The organism is Pseudoalteromonas sp. SR41-4 (assembly GCF_014163985.1).
GTDB classification, from domain to species: Bacteria; Pseudomonadota; Gammaproteobacteria; order Enterobacterales; family Alteromonadaceae; genus Pseudoalteromonas; species Pseudoalteromonas rhizosphaerae.
Window position 1 is genome coordinate 38,688 of record NZ_JACJEI010000015.1, and the last position, 26,093, is coordinate 64,780.

The following is a 26,093-nucleotide window of genomic DNA, read 5'->3' on the forward strand; positions in this document are numbered from 1 at the left end:
ACAATTTACCAACCATTCGATTGAATAAACTCAACCATATGATAATAAAGGAATAGATATAAAATAGATGTAAAATAGGGATATAAACGAGATACCTTTCATTGTGTTTTTGTTCACGATTATTTAAAACAACTCACGAATATACCCAAATCACCTCAAGATGCAGAATTCAGTGTTTTACAGGAGCTTAATATCAAGGCGTTACTTTGCAACAATGACAGTCCCTTTTAACAAGAGAGTAAGTGTCTGTGAAACGCCCAAAGGGTTGGTTTAAAAGCGGATTTATACTTCGTTATTGATTTTAACAATAGAGCCAATCAATGCCTTGCCTAAATCGCTTTTAATTCTAACTGAAACTCACATCTGAGCTGGTTTGGGTATAAACCCATTCGCTAATGCATTAGTTGCTGTACTTTGAACTGCCCTTCAAAGATTACTAATACATTAGTTTTATCAAGATTCAATATGTAAGGGAAATCTGTGAGCAGTATATTAACAAAAAAATGCGCATTAGCACTGGCGATCACAGCAAGCTTTTCAGGCCAATTAATTGCAAATGATAAACAAATTGAACATCAATTAACGCCAAATAAAACAACGATAAAAGAAGAGAAACAAGAAGCCCCTGAAAAAATAGTGGTGACTGGCTCTCGCTTAAAGCGTGATAGTTTTTCTGTTGCCACACCACTAGTGACTATGGATCGCGCGGCGATTCAAGACACTGGTTTAGGTAACTTATCTGATGTTCTTGTTGATAACATGCCTGCACTTAGCCAAAGTATAGGCAACAATACAAGTCAATCGAGTATTTCTGGCACTGGCCTTTCAACCGTTCAATTACGTGACTTAGGCGCTAATCGTACCCTTACTCTTATTGATGGTCGCCGTGTAGTGTCAAATAGCTACGGCGGTAACTATGTAAGCTTAAATACCATTCCAAGTGGCATGGTTGAACGTGTTGAAATAATCAGTGGTGGCGCATCTGCAACTTATGGAGCCGATGCAGTCGCTGGGGTCGTCAATATAATTACCCAATCAAAAAAAGAAGGCTTTGATTTTCAGGCTCGTGGTGGCCAAACCACTGAAGGTGGCGGTAAAGAGTTTACTCTTGATTTAAACTACGGCGATTCATTTGCTAATAATAAAGGGTATGTGTTTTTTAGTGCTAACTGGGACCGCGATTTTGGCATTAGTTACTATGATCGCGATCGTGCAAAAATAGAAGCCGCACATAGCTATAATAACACTCTTATGTGCAATCAAATGATGACCGAAAGTGGCTCTAAATGTATGCGTGACATTACTCAAGCTGATTGGGTAAGTAAAAGTGATGGCACCTTAGGCGGCGTTTTTCTAGAAAACAATAACAACGAAACGCAATTTTGGTATGACGGTCAAACACTGCGTGATGACTGGAAAGGCAATGAAGAAATATACGGTATTAACTCAAATCAGTACGTAATGCTGGATGTACCAAGTGATAACCTGTCAACAGCTGTAAAAATCGATTTTGATATCAGCGACGACATCATGAGTTACTTCCAACTGCAATATAGTAAAAGTGGCTCGTTCAACAGTAAGTCACCTGAAGATGAATATGAGGGTGCATTCGTACCGCGTTATGATGCTGTAACAGGCGATCCAATCGCAGATATCGCACCGGGCTACATTCCAATTAATAACCCGTATGTGCCACAACAAATCTTAGACGCAAATCCATACAAAGACCGCATTTATTGGGATCGTCGCTTTGGCGAAGTCGGTAATATCAGTACTGATAATGACCGTACCACTATCCGGACATGGGCAGGCCTACAAGGTACTATGTTTAATCACCAATGGGATTGGGATGTATCAGCCGGATATGGGCAATTTAAACAGCATCAAATCCGTAATAATGAACTGAATGTAATAAATTTAAATCAAGCATTACAAGCGGAGAAACTTGCTGATGGCTCTATTCAATGTATAGATGAAGCAGCCCGTGCAGCAGGCTGTGTACCAATCAATCTATTTGGTGAAGGTTCAATTACTCCAGATATGGCCGACTGGATCCGTAGCAACCCGATTATTGATACAAAGATTCAGCAATATACAGTGATGGGTTACATCACAGGTGATTTATTTGAATTACCAGCAGGGAGTGTTTCTGCGGTATTTGGTGGCGAATATCGTAAAGATAGCCAAAGCTTAGATACCAGTGAGGACATGAAAGTTGGCGGTATTACGTTTAACGTTGTTCCTTCGTTTTATGGTGAAGTTGAAGTCTATGAAGCCTTTGCAGAATTGGCGATTCCACTACTAAAAGATGCCCCTCTTGCAAAAAGCTTATCCGCTGAAACCTCGTTACGCTTAGCTAATTACAGCATGGAAAACGTCAATACTGTAGCCAGCTATAAACTAGGTTTACTATGGCAGCCAGTTGATGGCTACATGGTACGCGCAAATTATGCTCGCGCACAGCGCGCTCCAACGATTACCGAATTGATGTCTCCACCGCGTGGCGATTTCGACTCATATGATGATATTTGTGATGGCTTAACGGCGACCTCAACTAAGCCAGGTCATGATAATTGTCGTTTAGAGCCAACTCTTGCTAAACAGCTAGCTGAGGATCCTAACTTTAAATTCGACAGCGAAGATAACAATTATTCTCCAGGTACAGGTAACCCTAACCTTAAAGAAGAAACGGCCGATACCTATACCTTTGGTGTAACACTATCACCGGAGTTTTTCCGTGGTTTTAATCTCGCCATCGATTACTACGATATTGCCATTATTGATGCGATTGATGAGATCAGTAACGAAAATATTATGAATGAATGTTACGATTCTGAAGCAGCTTGGGGTAGCAATAATGAGTTCTGTAATGATATCACCCGAAATAACGAAGGTAACATTATCAAAATTCTACAGCGTGAATATAATTTAGATGAGCTGACAGCCCGTGGTTATGATGTAGTCGCGACTTATGATTTTGATATTGGTAGTTATGGCGAAGTATCTTTAAAGCTTGACTACAATCACGTTATTGAAAACTCACAAACCTATGAAGGTTTAGATGGCAATAACGTAGTTACTCATTATGCTGGATATGGTCGCAGTAAAGACAAAGCCGCGATGTCAATTGCATGGAGTTTGGATGACTTGCGTATTCGTTGGCGTACCAACTTCTTGGGCTCTTTTAAAGCCGATCAACAAGATGAAAAAGATTACCTAACGGCCGTGTTAGAAAACAATGAAAACTGTGCCGCTGCAAGTGCAGACTGTATTTCCAACCCAGAGCCTCTTGCTTATCAAGACTACGGCTCATATATAAAGCATAGTTTATCAGCTTCTTACACTATGGCCTTAACTTCAAACAGCGACTTACGCGTGTTTGGTGGAATTAATAATATATTTGATAATAAAGGCGCATTCTACCCAAGTGGCAACGGTAATTATTACAGTGGATATGGCGGTGGTACTGGTCGTTATATGTACTTAGGTGCGCAATATAGTTTTTAAATGATAGCGTCTAAAATTTATTGCTAACGAAGCGTTAATGATTCGTTAGTTTTATAACTACTAGGTTGTTGTCAAAGGTACGTATCGCAAGAACGTACCTTTTTTATTTAAACCTAGAACCAGTTTTGCATTTCTATTAATCTTGACTCGGTGCGTGCGTATTCAAATGCCAGCTTTTTACCTTGATATAAATCAGCAATGCCAACCTCGCTACTCAGTATCAATAACTTGCCACGGTCGTAAAATTCATCCACTAAAGCAATAAAGCGTCGCGCTTCATCGTCTAGTGTATGTTCTTGTAAATCTTGTTTTTCACGCTGATAGCTATCTTCAATACCATGCACTATTTGCTTACCTGTTGCCGCAGCGCCCATTACTGGCACATTACAGATATACACACGCTGATAGTACTTTGCTAAATGAATATAATCAGCGGTACTACGCGGGCCTGAGCACAACGCCATAAAATCAAACATAATGGCATTATTGCTGAGCCTTAAACACGCCAGTTTACGCCCGTAAATAGAAATATCAGTTGCTGTTTGTAAGTTATCTGCAAAAGCCAAAAAATCAGCATCCAGTTCAGAGTTAGCCGAGCTGTTAAAATAATGAGTTGCGTGCTTACCAAAACGAAATCGGTGGTCAACAGAGCCTGTGACATTAATAATATGACAATGCGCTTTAATTAACGCTATGGTGGGTAAAAAGCGCGCTCGCTGCAAGCCGTTATAATAAAGCTGCTCAGGTTGACAATTTGACGTAGCAACCAAAATGATGCCTTTGGCAAACAAGGCTTTAAATAGGCCGGCCATGATCATAGCATCGCCAATATCAGAGACAAAAAACTCATCAAAACAAATTAATTTAAGCGTTTCTGACCACTCATTTGCTATTTTATCCAGCGGGTTTTTAACCCCTTGCAACTGTCCTAGACGAGTATGTACTTGAGCAATAAAATGATGGAAGTGTAAACGTGTTTTTTGTTTAATTGCTACAGTCTCAAAAAACACATCCATTAGCATCGATTTACCCCGTCCAACAGGTCCATACAAATAAATGCCTTGCAAAGATACCGATTTTTGCCACCAATGATGCGGTTTATCAATGGCAATTGCGAGATTGTCTAGTGCATTCACCGCTGCTAATTGGGCATCATCAAATTGCAATTTACCGGTGGCTATTTGCTGTTGATAATATGCTAATATTTGTCCACTGTGTACTGTCATGCGTTATCACGATCCGTTATACTCGCCGCCATTGTAGTCGACTAGAAGTGTGAACCCAATGAAATTCCCTTGCCGCCTAGATAAATTTATTAGCCATCTAGCAGAAACGCCACGCACCAAAGCGAGAGCAGGAATAAAGCGTAAAGATGCCAGCGTAAATGGCGAGGTGATCAGCGCTTATGATCATCCAATCACAGCGACAGATAACGTATTATGGCAAGGTAAGCCGCTAGTTTTTCTAGGTAAACGCTATTATATGCTGAATAAACCGGTCGGTTATGTATGCGCCAACAGTGACGAGTTACACCCAACGGTATTTGATTTACTCGATGAACCTAACATGAGTGATTTTCATGTTGCAGGTCGGCTTGATCTCGATACAACTGGGCTTGTGATCATTACCAATGATGGCGATTGGTCACATAAAATCACCTCCCCAAAACATAACAAATTTAAGACTTACCTGATTGAAACACAAGAACCTCTAACGGATGATGCGCTGGAAAAACTTCGCCAAGGAGTGCAATTACACAACGAAAAAGAACTAACCAGACCCGCAATTGCAGAGCAACTTGCCACATATCGTATGCGTCTGTCGATCTGCGAAGGTAAATATCATCAGGTTAAACGCATGCTCGCTGCAGTAGGCAATAAGGTCGTTGAATTACATAGAGAAAAAGTAGCAAATATCGAGCTTGATGAGGCTCTTGCTAGCGGAGAATATCGACTCTTAAGCGCAGCAGAAATCACGCTTTAATTTACCCGTAATGGAAACTTGAGTAAAAGTCACGTCTAATTCCCATATTATTGTTAATTAAAGCTAACATCTGGCCGACAAACATGGTAGAAAATCATGGTCATAACAATAATAAGGGGCTCGATGTGCTGTCAGGTTTAGCATTAAGAACTAAAATAATCTTGTTCGCTGGAGCAATGTTTATAGCACTCAATGCTATAGCATTACTGGGCTTACAATCTCTTCGTCACGCTAGTGAAAACGATAATATTGCCCGTATCAATCAACTCATGAAAAGCACGACAAATATTGTCGAGCAATTTGAGTTACTTGCTAAAAATGGGCAACTAACCGAGCAACAAGCGCGTGACTTTGCCACGCAAATGTTGCGTGAAAACAAATACCACGACAGTGAATATGTGTACGTAGTGAATGATAAACTCGACTTTATTGCCACACCGCACGATCCGCAGCTACACAACACCAGTTTTAATGATTTCAAAGATGCCAGCGGTAACAGTATTGGTCGTATGGTTGAACAATTAGTCGGTAATCAAACCAACAAAATTATTACTTATCATTGGGATTCTGTCCGTGATGGTGAAACCGTTGACCTAACCTCTGTGGTACAAAAAACCCCTTACTTTGGTTGGTATGTTGGTACCGGGATCAGCGAAAAAGAAGTTGATCAGCGTTACTGGAATACCGCTAAATGGTTACTAGGTTTATCACTACTTATTGCCCTTGCTTTAACTGCTGCAATTGCTCGCTTTGGTATTTCTTTAAGCAACGCGTTAGGCGGTGAAGTCACTGAGGTAATTGGTATTGTTAAGCAAGTTTCTCGTGGTAACTTAAATTCGCATATTCGTACTGACGCCCAACCTGAAAGCATTATTGCTGCCATGCACTATATGCAACAAGGGCTACGGGGTGTAGTTGGCAGTATTAAAGATGTTACTGATAGTCTAAAAAATCAGAGTTTAGATAACGAATCCCGCTCAACTGAGCTTGATAAACTGACCCGCAGCCTAAACGAAGAAACCCATATGGTCGCATCAGCTATCACTGAGCTAACAGCCTCTGCGCAAACAGTGGTTGAGCATGCCGAGCAAGCCGCCTTTTCAGTACAAGAAGCCGAAAGCCAAGGACAAAATGCCAGTCATTTAACTGCTGAGGCAGCAAATACCATAGCTCTTTTAGAGCAACAAATTGACAGCGCTGGTAATAACATCCAACTCCTTGATGATGAAGTAAATAATATTGCAAATGTGCTTACTGTTATTCAAAGTATTGCCGAGCAAACTAACCTGTTAGCACTCAATGCAGCCATTGAAGCTGCCCGTGCCGGTGAACAAGGAAGAGGCTTTGCGGTCGTTGCGGATGAAGTACGTCAACTAGCGCAGCGCACGCAAACTAGCACAGAAGAAATTCGTACTATGATCGGTAAATTACAATCCGCCACTAAAGATGCAAAAACTTCAGTTAACTTAAGTATTGCCACCAGTGAACAAACCGTAGCGAAATCTAAAGATGCCAGTGAAGAGTTGCAGCGTGTTGCTGCATCTTTGAGTGCCATAGCACAAATGAGCCATCAAATAGCCATTGCAGCTAAAGAGCAGCTCGATGCAGGGGAAGACACAGCAAGACGCATTGTGACCATCTCTGACACCGCCTCACAGACCGCAGACCTATCGCATCAAGCCCATGCCGCAACGGACTTGATAAAAGGGCTGACTAGCGATTTAGAAGCTGAAACCGGCAAGTTTAGATCCTAGTAATTGGTTACCTAAAACTAAAAAGCCCGCGTTAATTACGCGGGCTTTTTAATTGAATTGATTAAGTTAAGATTTAATTTGTACTAAATCAAAATCAGCCATACTTGGTACTATCATTTGTAATCGTGATTCGGTGACATCAAGCGAGTTTAAACATTCACAGTATTCTGAGGCTTTTAACTCTAACTGTTGAGCTTTTTTCTGCAATGACTTATCGATTTCTTTTGAAATAATATCCATGCGCTGTCCCATGTCATTGATACGATCTTCAATATTACCTTCGCGGGACTTAAATGCATCACCTAGAGAAACTAAAATAGCGCCGAGAGAGCCATGAACTGCAGAGTGAATTTTTTGACTGATCTCTTCGGTAAAAAAATCATCAATTTTGGATAGTGATTGTGGGGCAATAAAAAAGAAATCATCGCCGCGTTTAAATTTATCCATTAAAGCGCGCTCAACATATTGCAGTTGCGTTTTTAGCACTTCCGACTCTTTGTCCGACATACCTTCAACAACTTGCTCTATCGCACTTAAGCCAAGATTAACACCGTCAGTTGCCAACTCTACCAACTCAGGCACCGTATCGCGAATACCCGCGCTAAACTGTTTTAACACTAGGGTTTCATCTGACGTTAGATCAATCCAATAGCCACGGATAAAGAGTTGATTATCATTATTTATTTGTACGCGGGTTTGGCCCTTATCAACAATACGAATGACATCATCAGTGATGATCAAACCATGCCTTAGCTCTACTTCGCACACGGCTTTAGCGCTGACATTAAGACTTGATAGTGCTATGGACATCGCCAATATCGAACGAGATAAAAACGCCATAAACACCTCAAAAAGACTAAAAATGGAAGGCGGCTAGGTTAACAAAAAACCAGTTTTATGCAAGAGAAACTAGGCCCTAGCTTCTAGGGCCTTATAGATAACATTTAAATTGGTGATCCTGGTGGGATTGGTAATACAGTAAAATTTGTAGGCCAATTGCCGGTAGCCAGAAACTGTTTAATTTGATCGGCTAAGTATTGCTTAAACGCACTTTCACCAACATCAGCACTGCTAAGTAAAGACTCTTGCTGATACGCCTTACTCAGTTTTACTAAGTAATAACGCAACTGAGCTTGCACCTCTGGAGCAACTTTATCACTGGCGACTAAATCAGCAAACTGCTTTGCTGTTAATAACTGCACCCGCTGAGTGATTTTGCCTGCCATGCCTTTTTTACTCTGAATCAAAAACACCTGCTGATAAACCTTTGCAAGCAGTTCATCTAAGCTAAAAAATGCATCACTGCGCGCTTGTTGCTGTGCTAAACGATTTAATCGTTGGCTATTTAGCAATAACGCTAAACTATGTTGTGCAGCCACTTCGGGTAGCGCCATTGCATCTAAGGTTAAGCCAGTGCGGCCAACAATGCTTTCTCGGCTTTTAGATTCGCCATAGGCCTTGGGTGGAATTAGCGCTAACACTGATTCTGGTAATACTAAATTGTCAGCATTTAGGGTAGTTAAGATGGCCTTTAAAGCGAGCTGTTGAGTTGCCTTTGCAACAACTTGTGCACCTTTTACCATACCTTGACCACGTACTTCGTAATCATAATCAACACCTGCAATCAGTTTTACAGCAGACTCGACCTGATAACGATGGAATAAATACAGCGGCACCAGCATCTCTTCTAGCTGAGATAGTGAGGTTCCTTCTTTGATATTGTTAATACCAAATTTAGCGAGTGCTTGTTGTCTTACGTCAAGCACTCTTAATAGCTCTTCACTTGGCGAACTGCCGTTATCCCATAAATGTGCTGTTGGATGCGCGCCACCTTGCGCTCGTGCATCACTATCAGAAATAAACTCCAGCCCTTTAGCTTGGTTATCCGCTAAAATTGCACTTAGTTCTGCATCTTCATCAAGGTTACGAAAATCACTGTAACCGTACTTTATAACTTGCGTATCCCACTGCCCCATACCTTGTGCATAACCTCGGCTCACATCGAGTTCACCTTGGTCATTAAAGCCCACTAGTGGGTGCGGATAATCCATCACCGAAGCACGATCAGCCACTGACGCAGAGAAATTATGCGCTATACCAAGTGTGTGACCAATTTCGTGAGCACTGAGCTGGCGAATACGATCAAGTGCCATTGCTTGTAACGTTTTTGCCACTTCATTACCTTCTAAATAAGGCGCTGCAAGTGCTTCAGCTATTAAAATATCTTGGCGCACACGCAGTGAGCCTAATGTAACGTGACCTTTTAAAATCTCACCTGTACGCGGATCGATCACCGAGCTGCCATAAGACCAACCGCGCGTTGCACGATGCACCCACTGGATCACGTTATAACGCACATCCATAGGATCCGCGTTATCTGGTAACACTTTAACAATAAATGCATTTTTATAACCCGCTTGAGAAAACGCATCATCCCACCATTTTGCGCCATCGAGTAACGCTGTTTTTACCGGCTCTGGTACGCCAGGATCTAAATAATAAATAATCGGCTCAACGGGTTCGCTAATAGGTAAGCTTGGGTCTTTTTTCGCTAGACGATGACGCGGAATATAACGTACCAACATTGATTCACTTAATGGCGCGGCATAATCTTTATGTTCAATACTCCAATAACCTGATTGCGGATGAAACGCACGTGGCGTGTAATTATCATCAGGTAACTGTATTAAAGAGTGATGCATATGCACGGTTAATGCGTAAGGGTCAGCACTGACCTGACGAATATACTCACCCGGTTGAGTGCCATTAAATGTCAGTACAGCTTCAAGTTCAGTATTTTTCATAAACGCTTTTGAGCGATCCATATTTACTGCACTGCGACTTTCATCAAGGCTAAAATTGCCTTGTTTACGTGCAGCAAGCGTTCGACCCACACCATGTACATCGCTCAGTAAATAGGGCGTATAATCAATCAAGACAGCTTGCGGGCTTTGTGCAACCACTTTAAAACCCGCTAAAATACTTGATGCAAAGGCTTCTTGAATACTTTTTTGTTCGGCTTTATTGCTGGTATTTGCACGGTAGTAGGTATTAATAGCCCGTAACATCACTTTATCGCCAAAGCGCTCAAACTGTACTAGATGCGTATTGCCTAACTGGCCGCGATCAAGGCCAATATCGTTAGAGCCGACACCATAAGGCAAGCTTTGCTGTAATAAAAATTGCTGCTTGAGTTTATCAACTTTTAAATAAATTTTACCGTTTTGAGTGTCGTAATAAAAAGAGAAGTAGCCCGGAAAATGATTCATTTGTTCAGTAAAATCATTAATAGACTTAATTGCTGCGTGCGCTTGGGTTATCATAGTTAGCAACACAGTAAAGAGTATGTAACGTATCAATGGTATTTTTTGCATAATCTTATCTTTGTTATTCGCGTTTTAAATACGGTTAAGGTGTGTCCAGTATAGGATGTTGCACCTAAAATACAGTTATTTAAGACGAAATTCAGCGCTTGCTGTGATGATCCCTCTCACCCTATGATTATCATGGCCCATAACGTTATCAGGAAAATAGAATGCGTAGACTACCTCCGGTATTACTTGAAGACGGTTGCCCTAGAGAGTTAATCTCATTGATCAGAACGATTTTAGCGGCCTGTAAAGAAATTTCATTCCGCGTCGGCCAAGGTGCCCTGTCCGGTGTACTAGGTTCAACGCTTGATGAAAACATTCAAGGCGAAACACAAAAGAAACTCGATGTTCTGACCAACCAACTACTTAAAGATATTTTACTGGAGTCAGGCTACGTAAAAGCGATAGCCTCAGAAGAAGAAGACTACACAGTAGCTGGTAACCCGAATGCAGAATATATCGTTGCGTTTGACCCACTTGATGGCTCATCAAATACCGATATCAATTCACTGGTTGGTACTATTTTCTCAGTAATGAAAGCGCCTGAAGGCTCAGATCCTGCAGATCAAAGTATCTTTATGCAACCGGGTAAAAGCCAAGTCGCTGCGGGATATGTATTATATGGCCCATCTACAGTGCTTGCATTAACGACTGGCAAAGGTACTCGTTTCTTCACGCTAGATAAAACACACGGCAGCTTCTTATTAACTCAAGATTTTGCCCAAGTACCAGAAGAGACCAACGAATACGCCATCAATGCGTCAAATCAACGCCATTGGCAGCCTGCGATGCAAAACTACATAAATGACTTAATGGCTGGCGAAACAGGCCCACGAGCGCGTAACTTTAACATGCGCTGGATTGCCGCCATGGTCGGTGATGTTCATCGCGTGTTATGTCGCGGTGGTATTTTTACCTACCCAACCGACACTAAAGATCCAAACAAACCAAATAAGCTACGCCTACTTTACGAAGCAAACCCAATGGCTATGCTGATCGAGCAAGCCGGCGGCATCGCCTCAACTGGCACAGAACGCATTATGGATATTCAACCCGACGCTATCCACCAACGCGTAGCGGTGATTTTAGGTTCGAAAAACGAAGTAGAAACCTGCTTGGGATATCATAAGTAATAGACTTTAGGATAGAGGAGCTAGGTAAAAGGCTCTAGGAAAGTGATTTCCTCAGATAACAATCACATCGTAGGCGCGGCTTTATGCCGCGTTTTTTATTTTCAGCCATATCAAGGCGAAGTTAGCCGCAATATCCCTAGAACCTAGCCCCTACTAACTTGCTAATAATTCAACCAACTTCGCAACTTTACTCTTATCAAGCTCGCCCATTTGTTCGCTGTTGCTGAGGGCATAGATAACCCCTTCGACGCCGCTGTAGTCGATGTCGGTTCTAGATTCTATAACATTCGCCCACAACTCCAGATCGTCTAAATCAATCTCATCTGCTTGGCAGCGAGTGAGCACATCCAAAACAGTTGCGAGCGTCAATATGTAAATTGGGCCTTGGTTATCTATTGTTGATGCAACAATAATACTTATTGCCTCGTCTTTGTATTTACCAAAAGTGACAAATTCTGCTAACGCTTGTGCTCTGTTCATTTTTAATTATCTGTTATCCTGTAACTGACTATTTCATTAAAGATTAAAATATATCTAATGACTATTTTAGCCTGCTCGCAATGCCAAGCGACTCTTAACTGCAATGTTGATGATATCAATGCCTGTTGGTGCAATGAGCTGCCTGCTATTTTACCGCTTGATAGCACAACCACCAGCTGTTTATGCAGAGATTGTACGTTGACTAAAATCAATCTATTTTTAAATGCCCTCTATCAGCAACCACTTAAAAATCAGCTTAGTTTTGCAGCCTCTTTCTCTAGCCATAATCCCCTAATAGAAAATCTCGATTATACAATGCAGAACAACTATATGGTGTTCTCACGCTGGTTCTTTTTAAAACGTGGTACATGTTGTAAAAACAATTGTAAAAACTGCCCATTCAAAAACACAAAATTAACAAGTGATGCAAAATAGCAAAAAAACCATAAAGAGAAAAAAATTCATACAAATATTAATATGCAATAAAAACTCTTTAAAGCACTAAAAAACGTTTTTTGATGAATATTTTATCTATATAATTGCATATTAATTTCCGTACCCTTTCAGCCATCTTGTTTATCTTTTTATAACATGCTTTCTTATTAGAAAATGACAACCAGATAAACAAAAAACAGGATAATCAATGAAACAGTTCAAGCCTAATATTGTCGCTTGCGCAATAGCCGCCCAATTTTTTACTGCCGGTCATGCTGTTGCAGCGGAGCAACAAGTTGCAACAGAAAAAGCAATTGAAACAATTCAAATTACCGCGACTCGTCGTGCGGGCTCAGTGCAAGAAGCACCACTTAATATTACCGCCCTTGATGGTGATGTGATCAAAGATCAAAACATTGGTGATCTTGAAGATGTGGCACGCTGGGTGCCAGGTTTAACTATTTCTGATCAAGGTGGCCGTGAAGGTTCACCAATTATTGTCCGTGGCTTAAATACCAATACTTCTGATCGTATTTCTGATGGTGGTACAGTAGCGACTTACGTGGGTGAAATTCCACTAAATATTGATTTACGCTTAACAGACGTAGACCGTGTTGAAGTGCTTATTGGTCCACAAGGTACATTATACGGAGCGGGAACATTAGGTGGTGCAATTCGTTACTTATTAAAACAACCTCAGCTCGATATTACCGAAGGGCAAGTCACTGGTGATGTGTTTAGCTTAAACGAAAGTGACGGCACTGGCGGTGAGTTTGGTTTAGTATTTAATACGCCGTTAATTGACGATGTATTGGCAATCCGCGCTAGCGTCAATTACTACACCAACCCAGGTTATATCGATTATAACTTCGTAGTACAAAACCCAGGCGTATCAAACCCAAATCCTGATTTTACCAACCCACAGGATGTTAGTGCTAACTTGCGCAGTGTCAGTGATGTAAATGATGAGCAAATTACCACAGGTCGTGTGTCACTGCGCTGGCAAGCTAATGAAGCTGTAGAGGCAACGCTAAACTATTTTTATCAAAAACAAGAAAATGGCGGTAATTCTACATCGCAATATAATTCATTAAGTGACAGCAGTGCCTTACAAGGTATGGTGGGTCAATACGAAAATGCCGCCCGCATACTTGAGCCTGGTGAAGAAGAAAACGACTTATTAAGCTTGGAAATTAAAGCGGATCTAGGCTTTGCTGAACTTGTCTCAGCATCTGGTTGGTCAAGCTATGAGCAATCTGGGCAACGCGACCAAACAGACTTGCTTTACGACATATGGACTGGTTATGCAGAATTTCCAGCGTTTGTTGCGCAAACCTTGGATACATCAAAACGTGATAGTTTCACTCAAGAAATTCGTTTAGTGTCTAACTCTGATAGCGCTTTTAACTGGATTGTCGGTGGTTACTACAACAAGCTTGAAACTCACTCAGATGATCGCGAATACACACCCGGTTTAACTGAGTTTTGGGGCGATGATATTCCTAATCTGCAACAAGACCTCGAGTATATTTTAGTCAGTGATTCTGAGACCACTGAAAAAGCGCTATTTGGTGAAGTAGGTTATGCGTTTACCGATCAATTTAACGTGACACTTGGTGCACGTTTCTATGAATATGATGTATCAACCACGGCAGGTTCAGCGACTCCACTGTATTCAGGTGACTTTGAATCTCTTAACGATTTAGCAATGGAAAACGTTAGCGCTAGCGACAACGGTAACCTGTTTAAATTTAATGCCAGCTACACCTTTGACTCTGGTGTACTTGCTTACTTTACTGTAAGTGAAGGCTTTAGAATTGGTGGTGGTAACGGCATTGCCCCTTGTCCTGACGTACTACCGGAACAACAAATTGTTTGTGCTCTTCCGAATGAAGAAGATTATAAACCAGATACCACCGTTAACTATGAACTTGGTTTTAAATCGAGCTGGTTTAAAAATCGTCTACACTTTAACGCGGCATTATTTAATGTTGATTGGAAAGATGCGCAAGTTGGTACTGCAACTGTGAATGGTCAAGAGCTGATCACCTCTAATGCAGGTGCTGCCAATTCAAAAGGCGTGGAAATTTCTTCTCGCGCTATAATTGCTGATAACTGGACGGCCTACGCAACTTACGCCTATGCAAAAGCTGAGCTAACCGAGGATGCACCAGGTTTATTAGGTACATTAGATAAAAAATATACACAGTATCAAGCATACTACGATGGTACTGATGGAGACCGCCTACCAGGCGCGCCTGAGCATCAGCTTTCATTCGGCCTGCGTTATGAACAAGATGTACTAGACGATAAACTACTGAGCATTAACTACGGTATGACCGCGCAAAGTGATGTGATCACTAAAGTTGGCTTAAAAGCCGATGGTGAAACACTTGCAGGCTATGCCTTGAGTAACTTATCAGCCAAGCTAACGGGTGATATGTGGTCTGCCACTATTTATGTTGATAATTTATTCGATAAGTATGCCTTTACTTCGGTACGCCGTGATAAATCATGGGCCGGTATGGCAAAATATGAAGAGCTAAATAAAGAGCTCCCTGAACTACAACGTGTGTATGGTCACTACACTACAGCGCCGCGCACTATCGGCATGAAGTTTACGTATAACTTTGAACTGTAATAACGGTTATCTATAAATTAAAAAAGCCTTGGTGTTTTACGCCAAGGCTTTTATGCTTATTGCCATGTTGACATCGATACAAAAAAACCTACAACAACAAATTGAGCACGCTATTAATCATAGCAAGCTTAATGACGCGCACTTATTACTGATCAATAATATTAAAAACACACCAGATGATCACTTTAGCTATTTTTTGCTAGCGCAAGTAAATGTTGCAGCAAATGATATAAGCAAAGCAAATAAACTCTTAAGCAAGGCGATTAGTATTGAGCCCCTACCTTTATATTTTGCTCACTCAGCCAAATTTTCCGTACTGCGCGGGCAGCTGTTAGATGCGCAGCAATATATAACTGAAGCAATAAAACATCCATATTATGAAGTTATTGAATGCGATTTAATTGCTAATGTACTGACTCGTTTAGGCCATTATCCACTGGCGCTCGAGTGGCAATTACGGGCCTATCAACAAGCCCCTAACAATCCGCAAATAAGTTATAACTTAGCTGTGGCCTATAAAATCATGGGGCAATTTAGTGATGCAATACTGCTACTACAAATGCTTGTTAAACAGTACCCGCAACATTTTCAAGCTCACTATTCGCTAGCTGAACTTAACAATAACAAGCAGGCTAAGCAGCATTTACAACAGCTGTTAACTTTAACCGAATACGCTAAAACGCCGATGCAGCAACAATTTCTGCACCATGCGATTGCACTCAATTACGAGCATTGCGCTGATTATAAGCAAGCCTTTGCCCACTTTACTACAAGTAAGCAAGCGATCTATCAGCATGTAAAATATGATGCGCAAGCTCACAAAGCATTTTGCCAGCAACTGATAACCTTAAGTCACAGGTATACGCCGTCCTTAAGCGACAACGATTTTACCCCGATATTTATTGTTGGTATGCCGCGCTCAGGGACTACTTTGCTAGAAAAAATAATGAATCAATCAGATTTGGTGCAAGGTGTTGGTGAACTCAATGATATTGCCCAGGTTTGCCAAGGTAATAATGCTCAAGCATTAAATAGCGTTGTGCTCAATGACGCATATAAAAATGCTGCGTTAATGGCGCAGTTGAGTCAGTATAAACAGCGTATTAGTCAACTAGTAGCACCACAGCTACGCAGCTGCGACAAACAGCCATTTAATTTTTACTATATCGATTTAATTTTAGCGGCTTTCCCGAAGGCTAAAATCATTTGCATGCAACGAGGCCGAAAAGCTAGCTGTATAGCTAATTACCGCCAACTGTACAGCCCAGCCAGTGCGTTTCATCACTATAGCTATAACCTGCAAGACATCGATAGTTTTTATCAAGATTACAGCTCTTTGATAAATCATTTTGCAGCAAAACACCCGGATAATGTGATGATTATGCAATACGAAACATTAGTATCAGAGCCAATCACAAGCACGCAGCTGCTCTATGATTTTTGTGATTTACCTTGGCAAGTTAAGTGTCTGGATTTTCATAAGCAACATAGCCCGTCGGCAACAGCAAGCAAAGTACAAGTACGCCAGCCTCTCAATAATAAAGCCATTGATTACTGGCAGCACTACGGATTTGCGTTTAACGCGAAGGACAAGGACCCGTTTCGATAGGTAGTTCGTCTCGGCCGCCCCACTCACTCCATGAGCCGTCATAAACATGCAGATTTTCATATCCGCACTCATCGGCAAATAACGCCAAGATGCATGCAGTAACGCCGGAGCCACAACTAAATTGCAAGGTAGTTTGCAGATCTGCTTGATCGCCAAGTACAGCCTCGAAAGCAGCTTTAATATCAGCGAATGGTTTTGCTTCGCCATCATCCAATAATTCAACAAAAGGTAAAGCGCGGCTATTTGGAATATGGCCGCTGCGCATCCCAGCTCTCGGCTCTGCCATTTCACCTAAATAACGCTGATAACCTCGTGCATCAAGTAGTACGGTATGTTCATCATCTATGCCCTGAAAGACTGCAGCAGCATCAATAAAGTAACCAACTCGCGGTTTGGCAACAAAGTTACCTTTATGATAATGGCGGCTATATTCAATTTGAGTTAAATAACCCAACGACTGCCACTTAGCAAGGCCACCACCGAGTACTTTGACATTATCAAAGCCCATGGCTTTAAACATCCACCAACCTCTTGCAGCACTAAATAAGCCTTGGTCTTCGTAGATGATAACTAAGGAATCTTTATCAACCCCCATTAACTGCATCTGCTGAGTAAATTGCTCCGCACTGCACATGGTATGCGGTAGCGGATTGTCTTGATCGGCTAATTGCTTTTTAAAGTCAAAACGCTGCGCATTAGGTAACTTAGCTTCTGGTTTATACTCTCCCAGCTTACCTGGACGCACCATACCGGCATCAAAAATAATCAGCTTGGGGTCGTTTAAGTGCTCGTTCAACCACTGGCAAGTTACGATGTTTTTCATTGTTATCCTTTACTTCATTAATTTGCTGAGAAAAAACATCCAATCCTAACAAACGTTTTTCAACAGCATCAGCATGTTCTTTTGAGCAATCTTGCCACCTTCCTTGGACACTGTAAACATGCTTTAAATAATTGAAAAATTGATTTCTAAGTTGAGCATTGAATTGCCAACCTTGGTTCATTTGCGATATTTTTTCACTTAACTCCTCATTATTGCGCGCATGTAAAACCAATTCATCAATGTTATAGCAAGCCTGCCCAAGCGTAATAACACGGCGCCCTAACAATAACGCCTCTAGTCCGACGGTAGAATTAATCGTGATCACGGCCTGTGCATTTTCTATTAAATCAGCCGTCACATTGCCGTTGGCAAATACTGCCTGAGGGTGCTTTTTATATAAATGAGAATAGTGTTTATGCCAAGAGGGGTGTTCTTTAAATACCACTTTTAACTCTGGATCATTTAGTTTTTCAATCGCTGTCATTACTTCTGTAAATAACATCTCCATTGAATTAATCCAGGGCGAATAACAAACGATTTGCGTATCATGGGGAACCTGAAAAGGCACGAAAATATACCTTGGCGGTAACTTACTCTGTAAAAATGCTTTACGTTTTTTGTGATTTGATCGAGGCATTAACGCTAAAGCGCTTAAATCAGATGCATATGATGATTCAAAATTAAGGTAAAAATTTCGATCACGCTTAATTGCAGATGCAAAGTTAACACCTTTAGGATCTAAACAGCTAGTATTTGGCAGCAAGCCATTTTCATAATAAAAAACGTTAATTTCTAGCTTTTTCGCCGCTTTTACTACTGTGATATTAGGCAGTTTATGACCATTCCAAATAACCAGATGTGTTGGTTTTTCCCGAGTAAGTAACGCCAAATACTTAGCGTAGCGACAACGCTCGACAAAATTGAGTAGAAGGTAATAAGGTAAGATTAACAAGTAACTATGCCAAATAGCATGCTTTGCTTGTTTACGCTTTATCTGAGTAGCTATTATATCGTCAAAAGACGCTTTAAATGCCTCCGGTAAGTACTTTAATGCACGCAGTATTGGCTTACCAAAAATATGTAAACTAGCACTTAAATTTAGTTGAGTGATTAACTTTTTATAGTAGCGAGCATGTACATTGCGACGAGATACGAATAAAAAGTGCATAGGGTGCTTATACCAATTTTAATATTTGATATAAATACTAAGCCGTAATAATGACTTATTTATGAATGAAGCGTTACAATACTTTATTAGCTACTTAAAAGATGCAGATCACATAGATTTATTTTACTGTAGTAAAATTGTATTATAGGCGGTAAAACTTAATAAATAAGATGGCGTTATCTAATTTTTCTGCCACATATTGAATTACCAATTAAAAGTCTAAAAGCGACCCATTATGCCTAAACATTACTTGCTTTATGTAGAACAACCTTACAGCTTTGCTATTTTACGCCCAATTCAAGATGCAATTAGAGCAAATGGAGATAAAGCCTGCTGGTTTATTACAAAAAGAAGTGGAATTGCCAACGGCTTGTTAGAAGGAGAGCAACAACTTAAAAATATTGAAGATGTCAAAAACTTTAATCCCTGCGCAGTGTTCGTACCTGGAAATGTAGTCCCAGATTTTTTCCCCGGAGTGAAAGTGCAAGTTTTTCATGGCTTAGAATATAAAAAGAAAGGTCATTTTGCTATTCGAGGTTTTTTTGATTTGTACTGTACTCACGGTCCTCTTACAACGGAACCATTTACACGCTTAGCAGAAAAATACCGTTATTTTAGAGTGATAGAAACTGGCTGGCCGAAACTTGATCCTTATTTTAATTACGAAAAACGGCAAAATGAGAAGCCCGTTATCTTATATGCGCCAACATTTTCGCCAAATTTATCTTCTCTCGAGATTTTATTTGAGCAAATAAAATCACTTGCAAGTAGTGGTGATTACGATATAAAACTGAAGTTTCATCCAAAAACTAAACCTCAGTGGCAAAAGCTTTATCAGACTCTGGCTGAAATGGAACATTTTGAAATTTGCCAAAACGATAACTTAATCCCATTAATTCAACACGCTGATGTGGTTATTTCAGATACATCAAGTGCAGTCGATGAATCATTATTATTAGGCAAACCCGTTATCACCTTTAACAATAGCCAACCTCAAGATGCTTTAATTAATATCACAGCTGCAGAGCAATTAACTAACGCGCTAGAGCAAGCATTATCTTTCAGCGATGAGCAGCAACTGAAAATTAACCAGTATATAACTCAAGTACATCCTTTTACTGATGGAAACAGCGCTCAACGCATACTAGCAGCAACTGCACAGATTATTGAGACCGGAGTTATGCAAAAGCCGCTTAATCTACTGCGCAGATACAAAATCCGTAAAGCGCTAAACTATATAAAATTAAAGTAATTAAATCGAAGGTGGGCAGGCCCCACCTTACAACATTTATTGCGATAATGGATTACGTACCACTTCAATAATTTCAGTGGTTGAAATTGATGGGGTTCGAGTAAGGTATTTAACATCACACAAGCTTTTAAATTCATCAAAACGTCCAGCCCAATCATCCCCCATTACTAATAAGTCAGCATTATGTTCAGTAATGTACTCACCTTTAAGCTCTAATGATTTCTCAATAAACACCTCATCAACGCAACGCAATGAACTGATTATTCTCACTCTATCTGCTTCACTGTAAACTGGATTACGGCCTTTTTTTGACCTATTAAGAGCATCTGAAGATACACCTACAATTAAGTAATCACCCAGTGCTTTCGCTCGCTCTAATATATTGATATGGCCAACATGGAAAATATCAAACGTCCCAAAAGTTATTACTCGCCTCATTTATTTTCCTCTAAATAGTTAGCAATGCGCTCAGCAGATAAGCCATCCATTTTACCAGCGAGCAACTTAATAAGTCTCGCCCTATTTTCTTTAAAAACGTCACTCTCGTAACTAGATTGACTAATCATATTGGCGAGATCTTGATAATGCTTAGCAGGGTAACAAATTTCATTAAAATAATGAATATCATCATCCAAACGCCCTTTCAAACGAAATGAAAAAATACCACGGTAACTCCAGCGTAATTTATAGAAGTCACACCATATAACGGGTTTATCTAGTGCAGCAAATTCAAAAATAGCTGACGATGCGTCTGAAAGCATAATATCGGCAACCGCAATAAATGGTGTTAAATCAAATTGATTTTCATCCGCAATATAAACATTTGTGTGTTTTTTCCAATTAGCTAATTTAAAGCGTTGTTTTTTATAACGTGGTTTTGTAAGCGTAAAAAAGTGTGGTTTTATAATTATATTATAATCTGCAAAGTCATACGCAAAATGGTCGCTCATACACTCAATTGAACTTGGATAAAATGTAGGCGCATATAGCAATGTTCTTTTATTAGGATCAAGACCGAGCTTTTCCAGTGATATTTTTTCAACACTGTAGTCAAATAGAGGATCTAACTTCGCATAACCTGAGTCAATAAAAGTACCGTTAGGATAAAGGCTTTGTAATCGCTTTTTCCGATGTACCCCTTCAACAAACCTTACAGTCATTCCTGCATTTGATACATCGTAGTAGCACTGTTTGGGGCCAATTCCGTGTTGCATCAGTGCTGTTTTTTTATTTAACTTTTCGCTTTGTGGAAATGCATTACCAAATATAATCCAATCAACTTCACTTTTTTGGTAAAAAGCAAAAGCCTGACTGGTATCATTTAGCCAAACTGCTGATAGCCGATTGTCTGCAATAAACTTATTGCAAACAGAAATTAGTTTCGCATCCTGCGATTTATAAAAAATCAATACACATTTATGCCCTTTTTTGGTCAGCTTTTTTATAACTGGTAAGTATTGAGGGATATAATAAATATGCAAAACATCAAAATACACGAACATAATTTACATTAATTTAACCAAAAACAAATGCCATTGTACAGAAACCATAATTTTATTTCAGCCTAAACTATCATAACAACGACTATTTTTGCTTAAATCTTAATAATCTCGGTTCTCAGTGGTGCCATTTTCGCGAGTATTTTATTTTGCACTGTATGACTAATATTTTGTTCATTCATGGCATTAATTAACAAATCAACCACATGATTAAAGTCACCCTCCGTGATGTGCATGCCAGTATGAATATCAACCATACTATCACGCGTATATTCACAGGGCCCATCAGTTAGTACACACAAATGATTAATAAAGCCTTCACGGAAATGGCTAATATTTGCATGCTCAAAGTAATGAATAATTTGTTCGTCATTACCGATTTGATTAATGAAACTATCAACCAGTCTTTGTAGCCCTGCTTGACCACCAAGTTGCTGATACAACGTTAGATTTGAAGCCGATGAACAACCTGCTAAGCTGGCTATTAACACTATCGTTGTTAGTATTTTTCCCATTACCAATATCCTGTTACCGATAAGTACCAACCGGTTTGGTCTTTTGCCCCAGCAATACTACCTAAATCAAGATATGCTGCAGTGACACTTACGTATTTATTTGGTATCCAAGCAACAAACACATCTTGCCAATCTTGCTCACCCAATCCGAGATTATTTGATTTTTGACGATACTCTATTCCAACAGCAACTTCTCGACTAAGAAAAATGGCAGTACTACCTTCAAATAATAGTTTTTCATTGCTATTCGCCCCACCGTATCCGAGTAAGCCAAGCTGATTTGCTTCACTATAACGCGTGGTAACATTCCAAAACCAGTTATAACCTGCAATGGCCCCTAAATGTAGCTTGCTTGCAGCAAGGTAAATATCCGTACCGGAGGTATCCTTAGCCCCTACTAACATAGCGACTGCGCCATCATCAAGTGATTTATGTTGTACTCCCAAGGTAACTTGAGGCCAGTCACTATAAACAATATCACCATAGAGCCTAATCTTAACACCGCTGATTTCTTGTTCTATCTCGGTATTTAGCGCCGGCACAGCAAAGTTTTGCTGTGCATAGCTAAGCTCAACGCGATTAAATAAGTTAACTTGTGCACCGCATACATCTAAGCTGTAATCGGTAACATCGGCCCGACTACAAAAGCCATTAATAGAAAACTCATCCTCGCTGGCATAACCCGCAAGCTGCGCCCAAGGCACGATACCACCACCACCACTACCTTCTACTTGCGATACTCCTGGCGTTGCTAGCAGCTTGCCTTTTGAGGCAAAAGTATTAAATGCAGATAATGCGATAACAGTTAAACATAATAATTTAAGCTTTTTCATTATACTGCTCCAACCACTGCTCAAACACGTCTGCTTTGAGTGGACGACTTAGATAATACCCTTGCACATGATCACACTGCATTTTTTGTAGCAGCTCTAGCGACTCTAATGTTTCAACCCCTTCGGCTACAACAGAGAAGCCAAGCTGATGACCTAAGGTAATCGTAGATTCAACAATAAACTGATCTTTTTCAGATTCATCTAGTTTAAGAATGAAACACTTATCTAACTTCAGCTCGTCAATAGGTAACATTTTCAGGCGCCCTAGCGATGTTTGCCCAACCCCATAATCATCAAGAGAAATTTTGACACCGATTGCTTTCAAGTTTTCCAACGCTTGAATACCTTTTTCTTCATTTTCAATCATATCGCGCTCTGTTAATTCAATCGTGATAAGCGCAGGTGCAACTGAAAACTGTTTTAATGTACGAATTAAATTGGAGTGAAAGCCGGGATAAGCGATATCTTGGGCTGAAACATTAATTGCAGCTTGCATATAAATGCCTTGCTGTTGCCAAAGTCCGACCTGTGCTATTACTGTTTTTACCACCCAACCGGTAAGGTCAACAATTAATCCCGATTGTTCAGCTAGGTCAATAAATAGCTCCGGCGATACCCAACTACCATCCTTGCGTTGCCAACGAATAAGCGATTCCACTTTATTGATTTGTTGTGTAGCGATATGTAATTTAGGCTGATAGGTCATAAACAATTGACCATCGTCATCATTAATCGCTTGCTTGAGCTCATCGATCATAATGAGCCTATCAAGATGCGCTTCATCCTCTCCAGGCAGGTAATAATGAATATTTTCATGAGCACTTGCGGCACTATCCACAGCAATCAAGACCCGACGCATTAAATCATCCGCTTGTAACCCTTGCGAAGGATACTCCACCACACCAGCACTAAAACGTAAATTGATTTTAAGCTTTTGAATAGTATAACCAGCTTGTAACTGCGCCATTAACCCGACTATGCCACTTTTAAGATTACGCCCTGCACTACTAGGAAAAGCGGTTAAAAATTCATCACCACCAATACGTGCATGTAAACCACCAAACTCATCTGAAAACTCAGCAATACGTAAAGCCACAGCTTTTAAGCAGTCATCGCCAATACGAGCTCCTAGCTTATCGTTAATATGCCTAAGACCACGAATATCGATTGCCACTAAGGTGTATTCTTGGTTTTGTTCAAGATTTTCGCTCAACACTTCCAGCATTGCAGAACGATTATAAAAACCAGTTAAAGAATCATGCTTTGCGGCAAAGCTAATTTGTTGTTCACGCTCTTGGATATCATTACCCATGTTCTTAAAAGCATCAATTAATGTAGCTATTTCATTGCTTTGGTTTTTACTCATCGCATCAACACTGTAGTTTCCTCGCGCAAACTGCCGCGCTAAACTCGCCAACTGTGATAACGGCATGGTTAAGTTTTTGGCCAATAAACTACTGGTAATAACGCCGATAAAAATCGTTAAAGACGCAAGAATGACTAACGTGTAAAACAATCTCTCAAATTCACTGTAACTCTGCGTTAGATCAGCACTAAGCAATACATTAACGGGATGATCGTCAAGTGAAGGCAAATGTACATCGCGATTGCGATATACCAATTGTTCACCAAAAATACGTTTTGTGGTGGAATTATGAAAATACTCGTTTGGAATAAATGGGCTTGGACGCTCTAACAAAGAGCTTTTAACCAAATTATCGCTTTTAGCTATAAAGCTTACATCCATACCTGTTAAGTTTTTTAGTTCAACCGCAACCTCATCATCAATTTTAAAACCTACTAAACTGTAGGCGATAGTACGCGGGGCTTTAACTGGTAGTAAAATGACTTGATACAATTGTTCGTGTAGCACTACAAAACTAGATTGCTCGGTATTATTGAGCAACTCATTCATTAATTCTTGTAAGTTATTATTAAAATCTTGCTGTTTATTAGTAGAAATTAACTTTCCTGACAGATCTAGAAGCAGCATTAAATCAGCATTGATTCGCTGACTATGATTATACAATGCGCTACTAATGGTATTTGCATCTTTGGTAGCAACCGCTTGTTTAAAGCCAAAATCAGCAGTCAGTACTTTTGCAGCTGTGAGCAATAAACTTTCTTTTGACGCTAGGTACTGCTTATAGACATTTTCAGCCACATTAATATCTTGGGTGACCTTTTTTTCATTAAATTGACTCGTCGACCACCAAAAACTAAATAAGCTCACAACAGTAGTTAATAACACTAAGCCTACACATAAAACAGTTATGCGATTTTTTAAACTATTAGTCATTCCCACCCTTAAACTTACTACCAAAAGTATTACGTGGCTTAGGCTCAGTTGTTTGCAGTGTCACTTGTAAACTATGAGGTGAATTTACAGCTAACGTTAAAGGCTGTTTTGCTTCGAGTGCGTTCTTTTGTAAAGCATGCCAAATAGTTAGCTGTACTGGCAAATTTAGGCCACTTAGTTGCACATTCCCATGCTCATCACTTTGATAAACATCAGCGCTTTTCGCAACATAAATATACCCTAGCATAGAATCATGGATATTACAGCCAAGCACCACAACCCCTTGATTTTCAAATGTAATCGGAGCTTCTGGTTGTCCAGAATATAACTTTAACTGAAATGGTTTAGCTTCCGAGAAAGAATATACATGGTGGCGAATATTATCGCTATTAGGAAAGTTCACTTGCTGCCCTTGGTGAGCAATCAAAAGCGTTGGTGAAAACTGCTTATCTACTTGATCCATTATCAGTACAGATAACTGTTGCGATAATGTTTTATTGCTTTCGCTAGCAATTTCTATCACTGCATTGGTGAGAGGCTGCCCATATTGATCAACGATGTTGAGCGTAACATCTTGCGCATAAACATCGCATGCAAGCACCATAGCGAAAACTGTCATGATGCTTTTTGTTGCCATTACTTGCAGTCTCATTTGGTCATCCCCTGTTGTGCGAACACTAACATATGAGTATCTCTAATTAATCTTAGGTTAAGTTAATTAGAGACTGACTCTAAATGCAAGAATAAAAGCCCAGTAACTATAAATAATAGCAAAACTCTAAGCTTTTAAA

At 40.1% G+C, this 26,093-nt stretch carries 20 protein-coding genes; 8 read left to right on the top strand and 12 right to left on the bottom strand.

The window, feature by feature from the left end:
• Positions 1-480: 480 nt before the first annotated feature.
• Entirely contained in the window at positions 481-3,507 is a 3,027-nt protein-coding gene (locus H5180_RS13185) for a TonB-dependent receptor domain-containing protein (RefSeq protein ID WP_145234753.1), read from the top strand.
• Between the two features lie 113 nt (positions 3,508-3,620).
• Here H5180_RS13185 and zapE read toward each other — a convergent pair whose 3' ends face one another.
• A complete protein-coding gene (zapE, locus tag H5180_RS13190; protein ID WP_182734533.1) occupies positions 3,621-4,733 on the bottom strand; it encodes a cell division protein ZapE in 1,113 nt (370 codons plus the stop codon).
• A gap of 58 nt (positions 4,734-4,791) precedes the next feature.
• On the opposite strand from zapE, the gene rsuA reads away from it, so the two are divergent.
• Both rsuA and H5180_RS13200 read left to right on the top strand, forming a co-directional pair.
• On the top strand, positions 4,792-5,490 hold the full coding sequence (gene rsuA / locus H5180_RS13195) for a 16S rRNA pseudouridine(516) synthase RsuA (protein ID WP_145234749.1): 699 nt from the start codon (positions 4,792-4,794) through the stop codon (positions 5,488-5,490).
• 83 nt (positions 5,491-5,573) lie between these two features.
• Positions 5,574-7,244: a methyl-accepting chemotaxis protein gene (locus H5180_RS13200; protein WP_182739842.1), complete on the top strand. Its 1,671-nt coding sequence runs from the start codon at positions 5,574-5,576 to the stop codon at positions 7,242-7,244.
• A gap of 66 nt (positions 7,245-7,310) precedes the next feature.
• Here H5180_RS13200 and H5180_RS13205 read toward each other — a convergent pair whose 3' ends face one another.
• Together H5180_RS13205 and H5180_RS13210 are read right to left on the bottom strand one after the other, a co-directional pair.
• Positions 7,311-8,084, bottom strand: a complete 774-nt coding sequence (locus H5180_RS13205; RefSeq protein WP_149983146.1) for a YggN family protein — start codon at positions 8,082-8,084, stop codon at positions 7,311-7,313.
• Between the two features lie 104 nt (positions 8,085-8,188).
• Entirely contained in the window at positions 8,189-10,618 is a 2,430-nt protein-coding gene (locus H5180_RS13210; RefSeq protein WP_182758368.1) for a zinc-dependent metalloprotease, read from the bottom strand.
• Positions 10,619-10,779: 161 nt separating this feature from the next.
• Between H5180_RS13210 and H5180_RS13215 the strand changes: the two genes are divergently transcribed.
• Positions 10,780-11,748: a class 1 fructose-bisphosphatase gene (locus H5180_RS13215; RefSeq protein WP_145234740.1), complete on the top strand. Its 969-nt coding sequence runs from the start codon at positions 10,780-10,782 to the stop codon at positions 11,746-11,748.
• Between the two features lie 153 nt (positions 11,749-11,901).
• Here the strand turns inward: H5180_RS13215 and H5180_RS13220 are convergent, their stop codons facing one another.
• On the bottom strand, positions 11,902-12,228 hold the full coding sequence (locus tag H5180_RS13220) for a hypothetical protein (RefSeq protein ID WP_145234738.1): 327 nt from the start codon (positions 12,226-12,228) through the stop codon (positions 11,902-11,904).
• 57 nt (positions 12,229-12,285) lie between these two features.
• Here H5180_RS13220 and H5180_RS13225 point away from each other — a divergent pair, with 57 nt between their 5' ends.
• From H5180_RS13225 to H5180_RS13235, 3 genes are all read left to right on the top strand, one after another.
• Entirely contained in the window at positions 12,286-12,663 is a 378-nt protein-coding gene (locus H5180_RS13225) for a DUF5522 domain-containing protein (RefSeq protein WP_145234736.1), read from the top strand.
• Positions 12,664-12,871: 208 nt separating this feature from the next.
• Positions 12,872-15,304, top strand: a complete 2,433-nt coding sequence (locus H5180_RS13230) for a TonB-dependent receptor (protein ID WP_182734527.1) — start codon at positions 12,872-12,874, stop codon at positions 15,302-15,304.
• Positions 15,305-15,368: 64 nt separating this feature from the next.
• Positions 15,369-16,913 (top strand): tetratricopeptide repeat-containing sulfotransferase family protein, encoded by a 1,545-nt coding sequence (locus H5180_RS13235; protein ID WP_259399573.1) that lies wholly within the window; start codon positions 15,369-15,371, stop codon positions 16,911-16,913.
• On the opposite strand, the gene H5180_RS13240 is transcribed toward H5180_RS13235, so the two are convergent.
• Together H5180_RS13240 and H5180_RS13245 are read right to left on the bottom strand one after the other, a co-directional pair.
• On the bottom strand, positions 16,882-17,736 hold the full coding sequence (locus H5180_RS13240; RefSeq protein ID WP_182731307.1) for a sulfurtransferase: 855 nt from the start codon (positions 17,734-17,736) through the stop codon (positions 16,882-16,884). The two genes, H5180_RS13235 and H5180_RS13240, sit on opposite strands and share 32 nt — an antisense overlap.
• A complete protein-coding gene (locus H5180_RS13245) occupies positions 17,669-18,904 on the bottom strand; it encodes a capsular biosynthesis protein (RefSeq protein ID WP_145234728.1) in 1,236 nt (411 codons plus the stop codon). The genes H5180_RS13240 and H5180_RS13245 overlap by 68 nt, the downstream gene beginning before the upstream one ends.
• A 235-nt stretch (positions 18,905-19,139) precedes the next feature.
• Between H5180_RS13245 and H5180_RS13250 the strand changes: the two genes are divergently transcribed.
• Entirely contained in the window at positions 19,140-20,156 is a 1,017-nt protein-coding gene (locus H5180_RS13250) for a CDP-glycerol glycerophosphotransferase family protein (RefSeq protein WP_182758370.1), read from the top strand.
• Between the two features lie 36 nt (positions 20,157-20,192).
• Here H5180_RS13250 and H5180_RS13255 read toward each other — a convergent pair whose 3' ends face one another.
• From H5180_RS13255 to H5180_RS13280, 6 genes are all read right to left on the bottom strand, one after another.
• Positions 20,193-20,594 carry an adenylyltransferase/cytidyltransferase family protein gene (locus H5180_RS13255; RefSeq protein WP_182734519.1) on the bottom strand — a complete coding sequence of 134 codons (402 nt, stop codon included), beginning with the start codon at positions 20,592-20,594 and terminating at the stop codon, positions 20,193-20,195.
• Entirely contained in the window at positions 20,591-21,658 is a 1,068-nt protein-coding gene (locus H5180_RS13260; RefSeq protein WP_182734517.1) for a CDP-glycerol glycerophosphotransferase family protein, read from the bottom strand. The genes H5180_RS13255 and H5180_RS13260 overlap by 4 nt, the downstream gene beginning before the upstream one ends.
• A gap of 92 nt (positions 21,659-21,750) precedes the next feature.
• A complete protein-coding gene (locus tag H5180_RS13265; protein ID WP_145234724.1) occupies positions 21,751-22,170 on the bottom strand; it encodes a group 1 truncated hemoglobin in 420 nt (139 codons plus the stop codon).
• Entirely contained in the window at positions 22,170-23,003 is an 834-nt protein-coding gene (locus H5180_RS13270) for a DUF3034 family protein (protein ID WP_145234722.1), read from the bottom strand. Before H5180_RS13270 ends, H5180_RS13265 begins: the two co-directional genes overlap by 1 nt.
• A complete protein-coding gene (locus H5180_RS13275) occupies positions 22,990-25,302 on the bottom strand; it encodes an EAL domain-containing protein (protein WP_145234720.1) in 2,313 nt (770 codons plus the stop codon). The genes H5180_RS13270 and H5180_RS13275 overlap by 14 nt, the downstream gene beginning before the upstream one ends.
• Positions 25,295-25,954 (bottom strand): methylamine utilization protein, encoded by a 660-nt coding sequence (locus H5180_RS13280; RefSeq protein ID WP_182758371.1) that lies wholly within the window; start codon positions 25,952-25,954, stop codon positions 25,295-25,297. Before H5180_RS13280 ends, H5180_RS13275 begins: the two co-directional genes overlap by 8 nt.
• Between the last annotated feature and the right edge of the window lie 139 nt (positions 25,955-26,093).

Bases quoted from the DNA above. Each gene is read 5' to 3' on its own strand.
- H5180_RS13260 (WP_182734517.1), bottom strand. From the start codon at position 21,658: ATGTTCGTGTATTTTGATGTTTTGCATATTTATTATATCCCTCAATAC.
- H5180_RS13200 (WP_182739842.1), top strand. From the start codon at position 5,574: ATGGTAGAAAATCATGGTCATAACAATAATAAGGGGCTCGATGTGCTG.
- H5180_RS13275 (WP_145234720.1), bottom strand. From the start codon at position 25,302: ATGACTAATAGTTTAAAAAATCGCATAACTGTTTTATGTGTAGGCTTA.
- rsuA (WP_145234749.1), top strand. From the start codon at position 4,792: ATGAAATTCCCTTGCCGCCTAGATAAATTTATTAGCCATCTAGCAGAA.
- H5180_RS13210 (WP_182758368.1), bottom strand. From the start codon at position 10,618: ATGCAAAAAATACCATTGATACGTTACATACTCTTTACTGTGTTGCTA.
- H5180_RS13280 (WP_182758371.1), bottom strand. From the start codon at position 25,954: ATGAGACTGCAAGTAATGGCAACAAAAAGCATCATGACAGTTTTCGCT.
- H5180_RS13245 (WP_145234728.1), bottom strand. From the start codon at position 18,904: ATGCACTTTTTATTCGTATCTCGTCGCAATGTACATGCTCGCTACTAT.
- H5180_RS13205 (WP_149983146.1), bottom strand. From the start codon at position 8,084: ATGGCGTTTTTATCTCGTTCGATATTGGCGATGTCCATAGCACTATCA.
- H5180_RS13235 (WP_259399573.1), top strand. From the start codon at position 15,369: ATGTTGACATCGATACAAAAAAACCTACAACAACAAATTGAGCACGCT.
- H5180_RS13265 (WP_145234724.1), bottom strand. From the start codon at position 22,170: ATGGGAAAAATACTAACAACGATAGTGTTAATAGCCAGCTTAGCAGGT.
- H5180_RS13240 (WP_182731307.1), bottom strand. From the start codon at position 17,736: ATGAAAAACATCGTAACTTGCCAGTGGTTGAACGAGCACTTAAACGAC.
- H5180_RS13225 (WP_145234736.1), top strand. From the start codon at position 12,286: ATGACTATTTTAGCCTGCTCGCAATGCCAAGCGACTCTTAACTGCAAT.
- H5180_RS13255 (WP_182734519.1), bottom strand. From the start codon at position 20,594: ATGAGGCGAGTAATAACTTTTGGGACGTTTGATATTTTCCATGTTGGC.
- H5180_RS13215 (WP_145234740.1), top strand. From the start codon at position 10,780: ATGCGTAGACTACCTCCGGTATTACTTGAAGACGGTTGCCCTAGAGAG.
- H5180_RS13270 (WP_145234722.1), bottom strand. From the start codon at position 23,003: ATGAAAAAGCTTAAATTATTATGTTTAACTGTTATCGCATTATCTGCA.
- H5180_RS13220 (WP_145234738.1), bottom strand. From the start codon at position 12,228: ATGAACAGAGCACAAGCGTTAGCAGAATTTGTCACTTTTGGTAAATAC.
- H5180_RS13230 (WP_182734527.1), top strand. From the start codon at position 12,872: ATGAAACAGTTCAAGCCTAATATTGTCGCTTGCGCAATAGCCGCCCAA.
- zapE (WP_182734533.1), bottom strand. From the start codon at position 4,733: ATGACAGTACACAGTGGACAAATATTAGCATATTATCAACAGCAAATA.
- H5180_RS13250 (WP_182758370.1), top strand. From the start codon at position 19,140: ATGCCTAAACATTACTTGCTTTATGTAGAACAACCTTACAGCTTTGCT.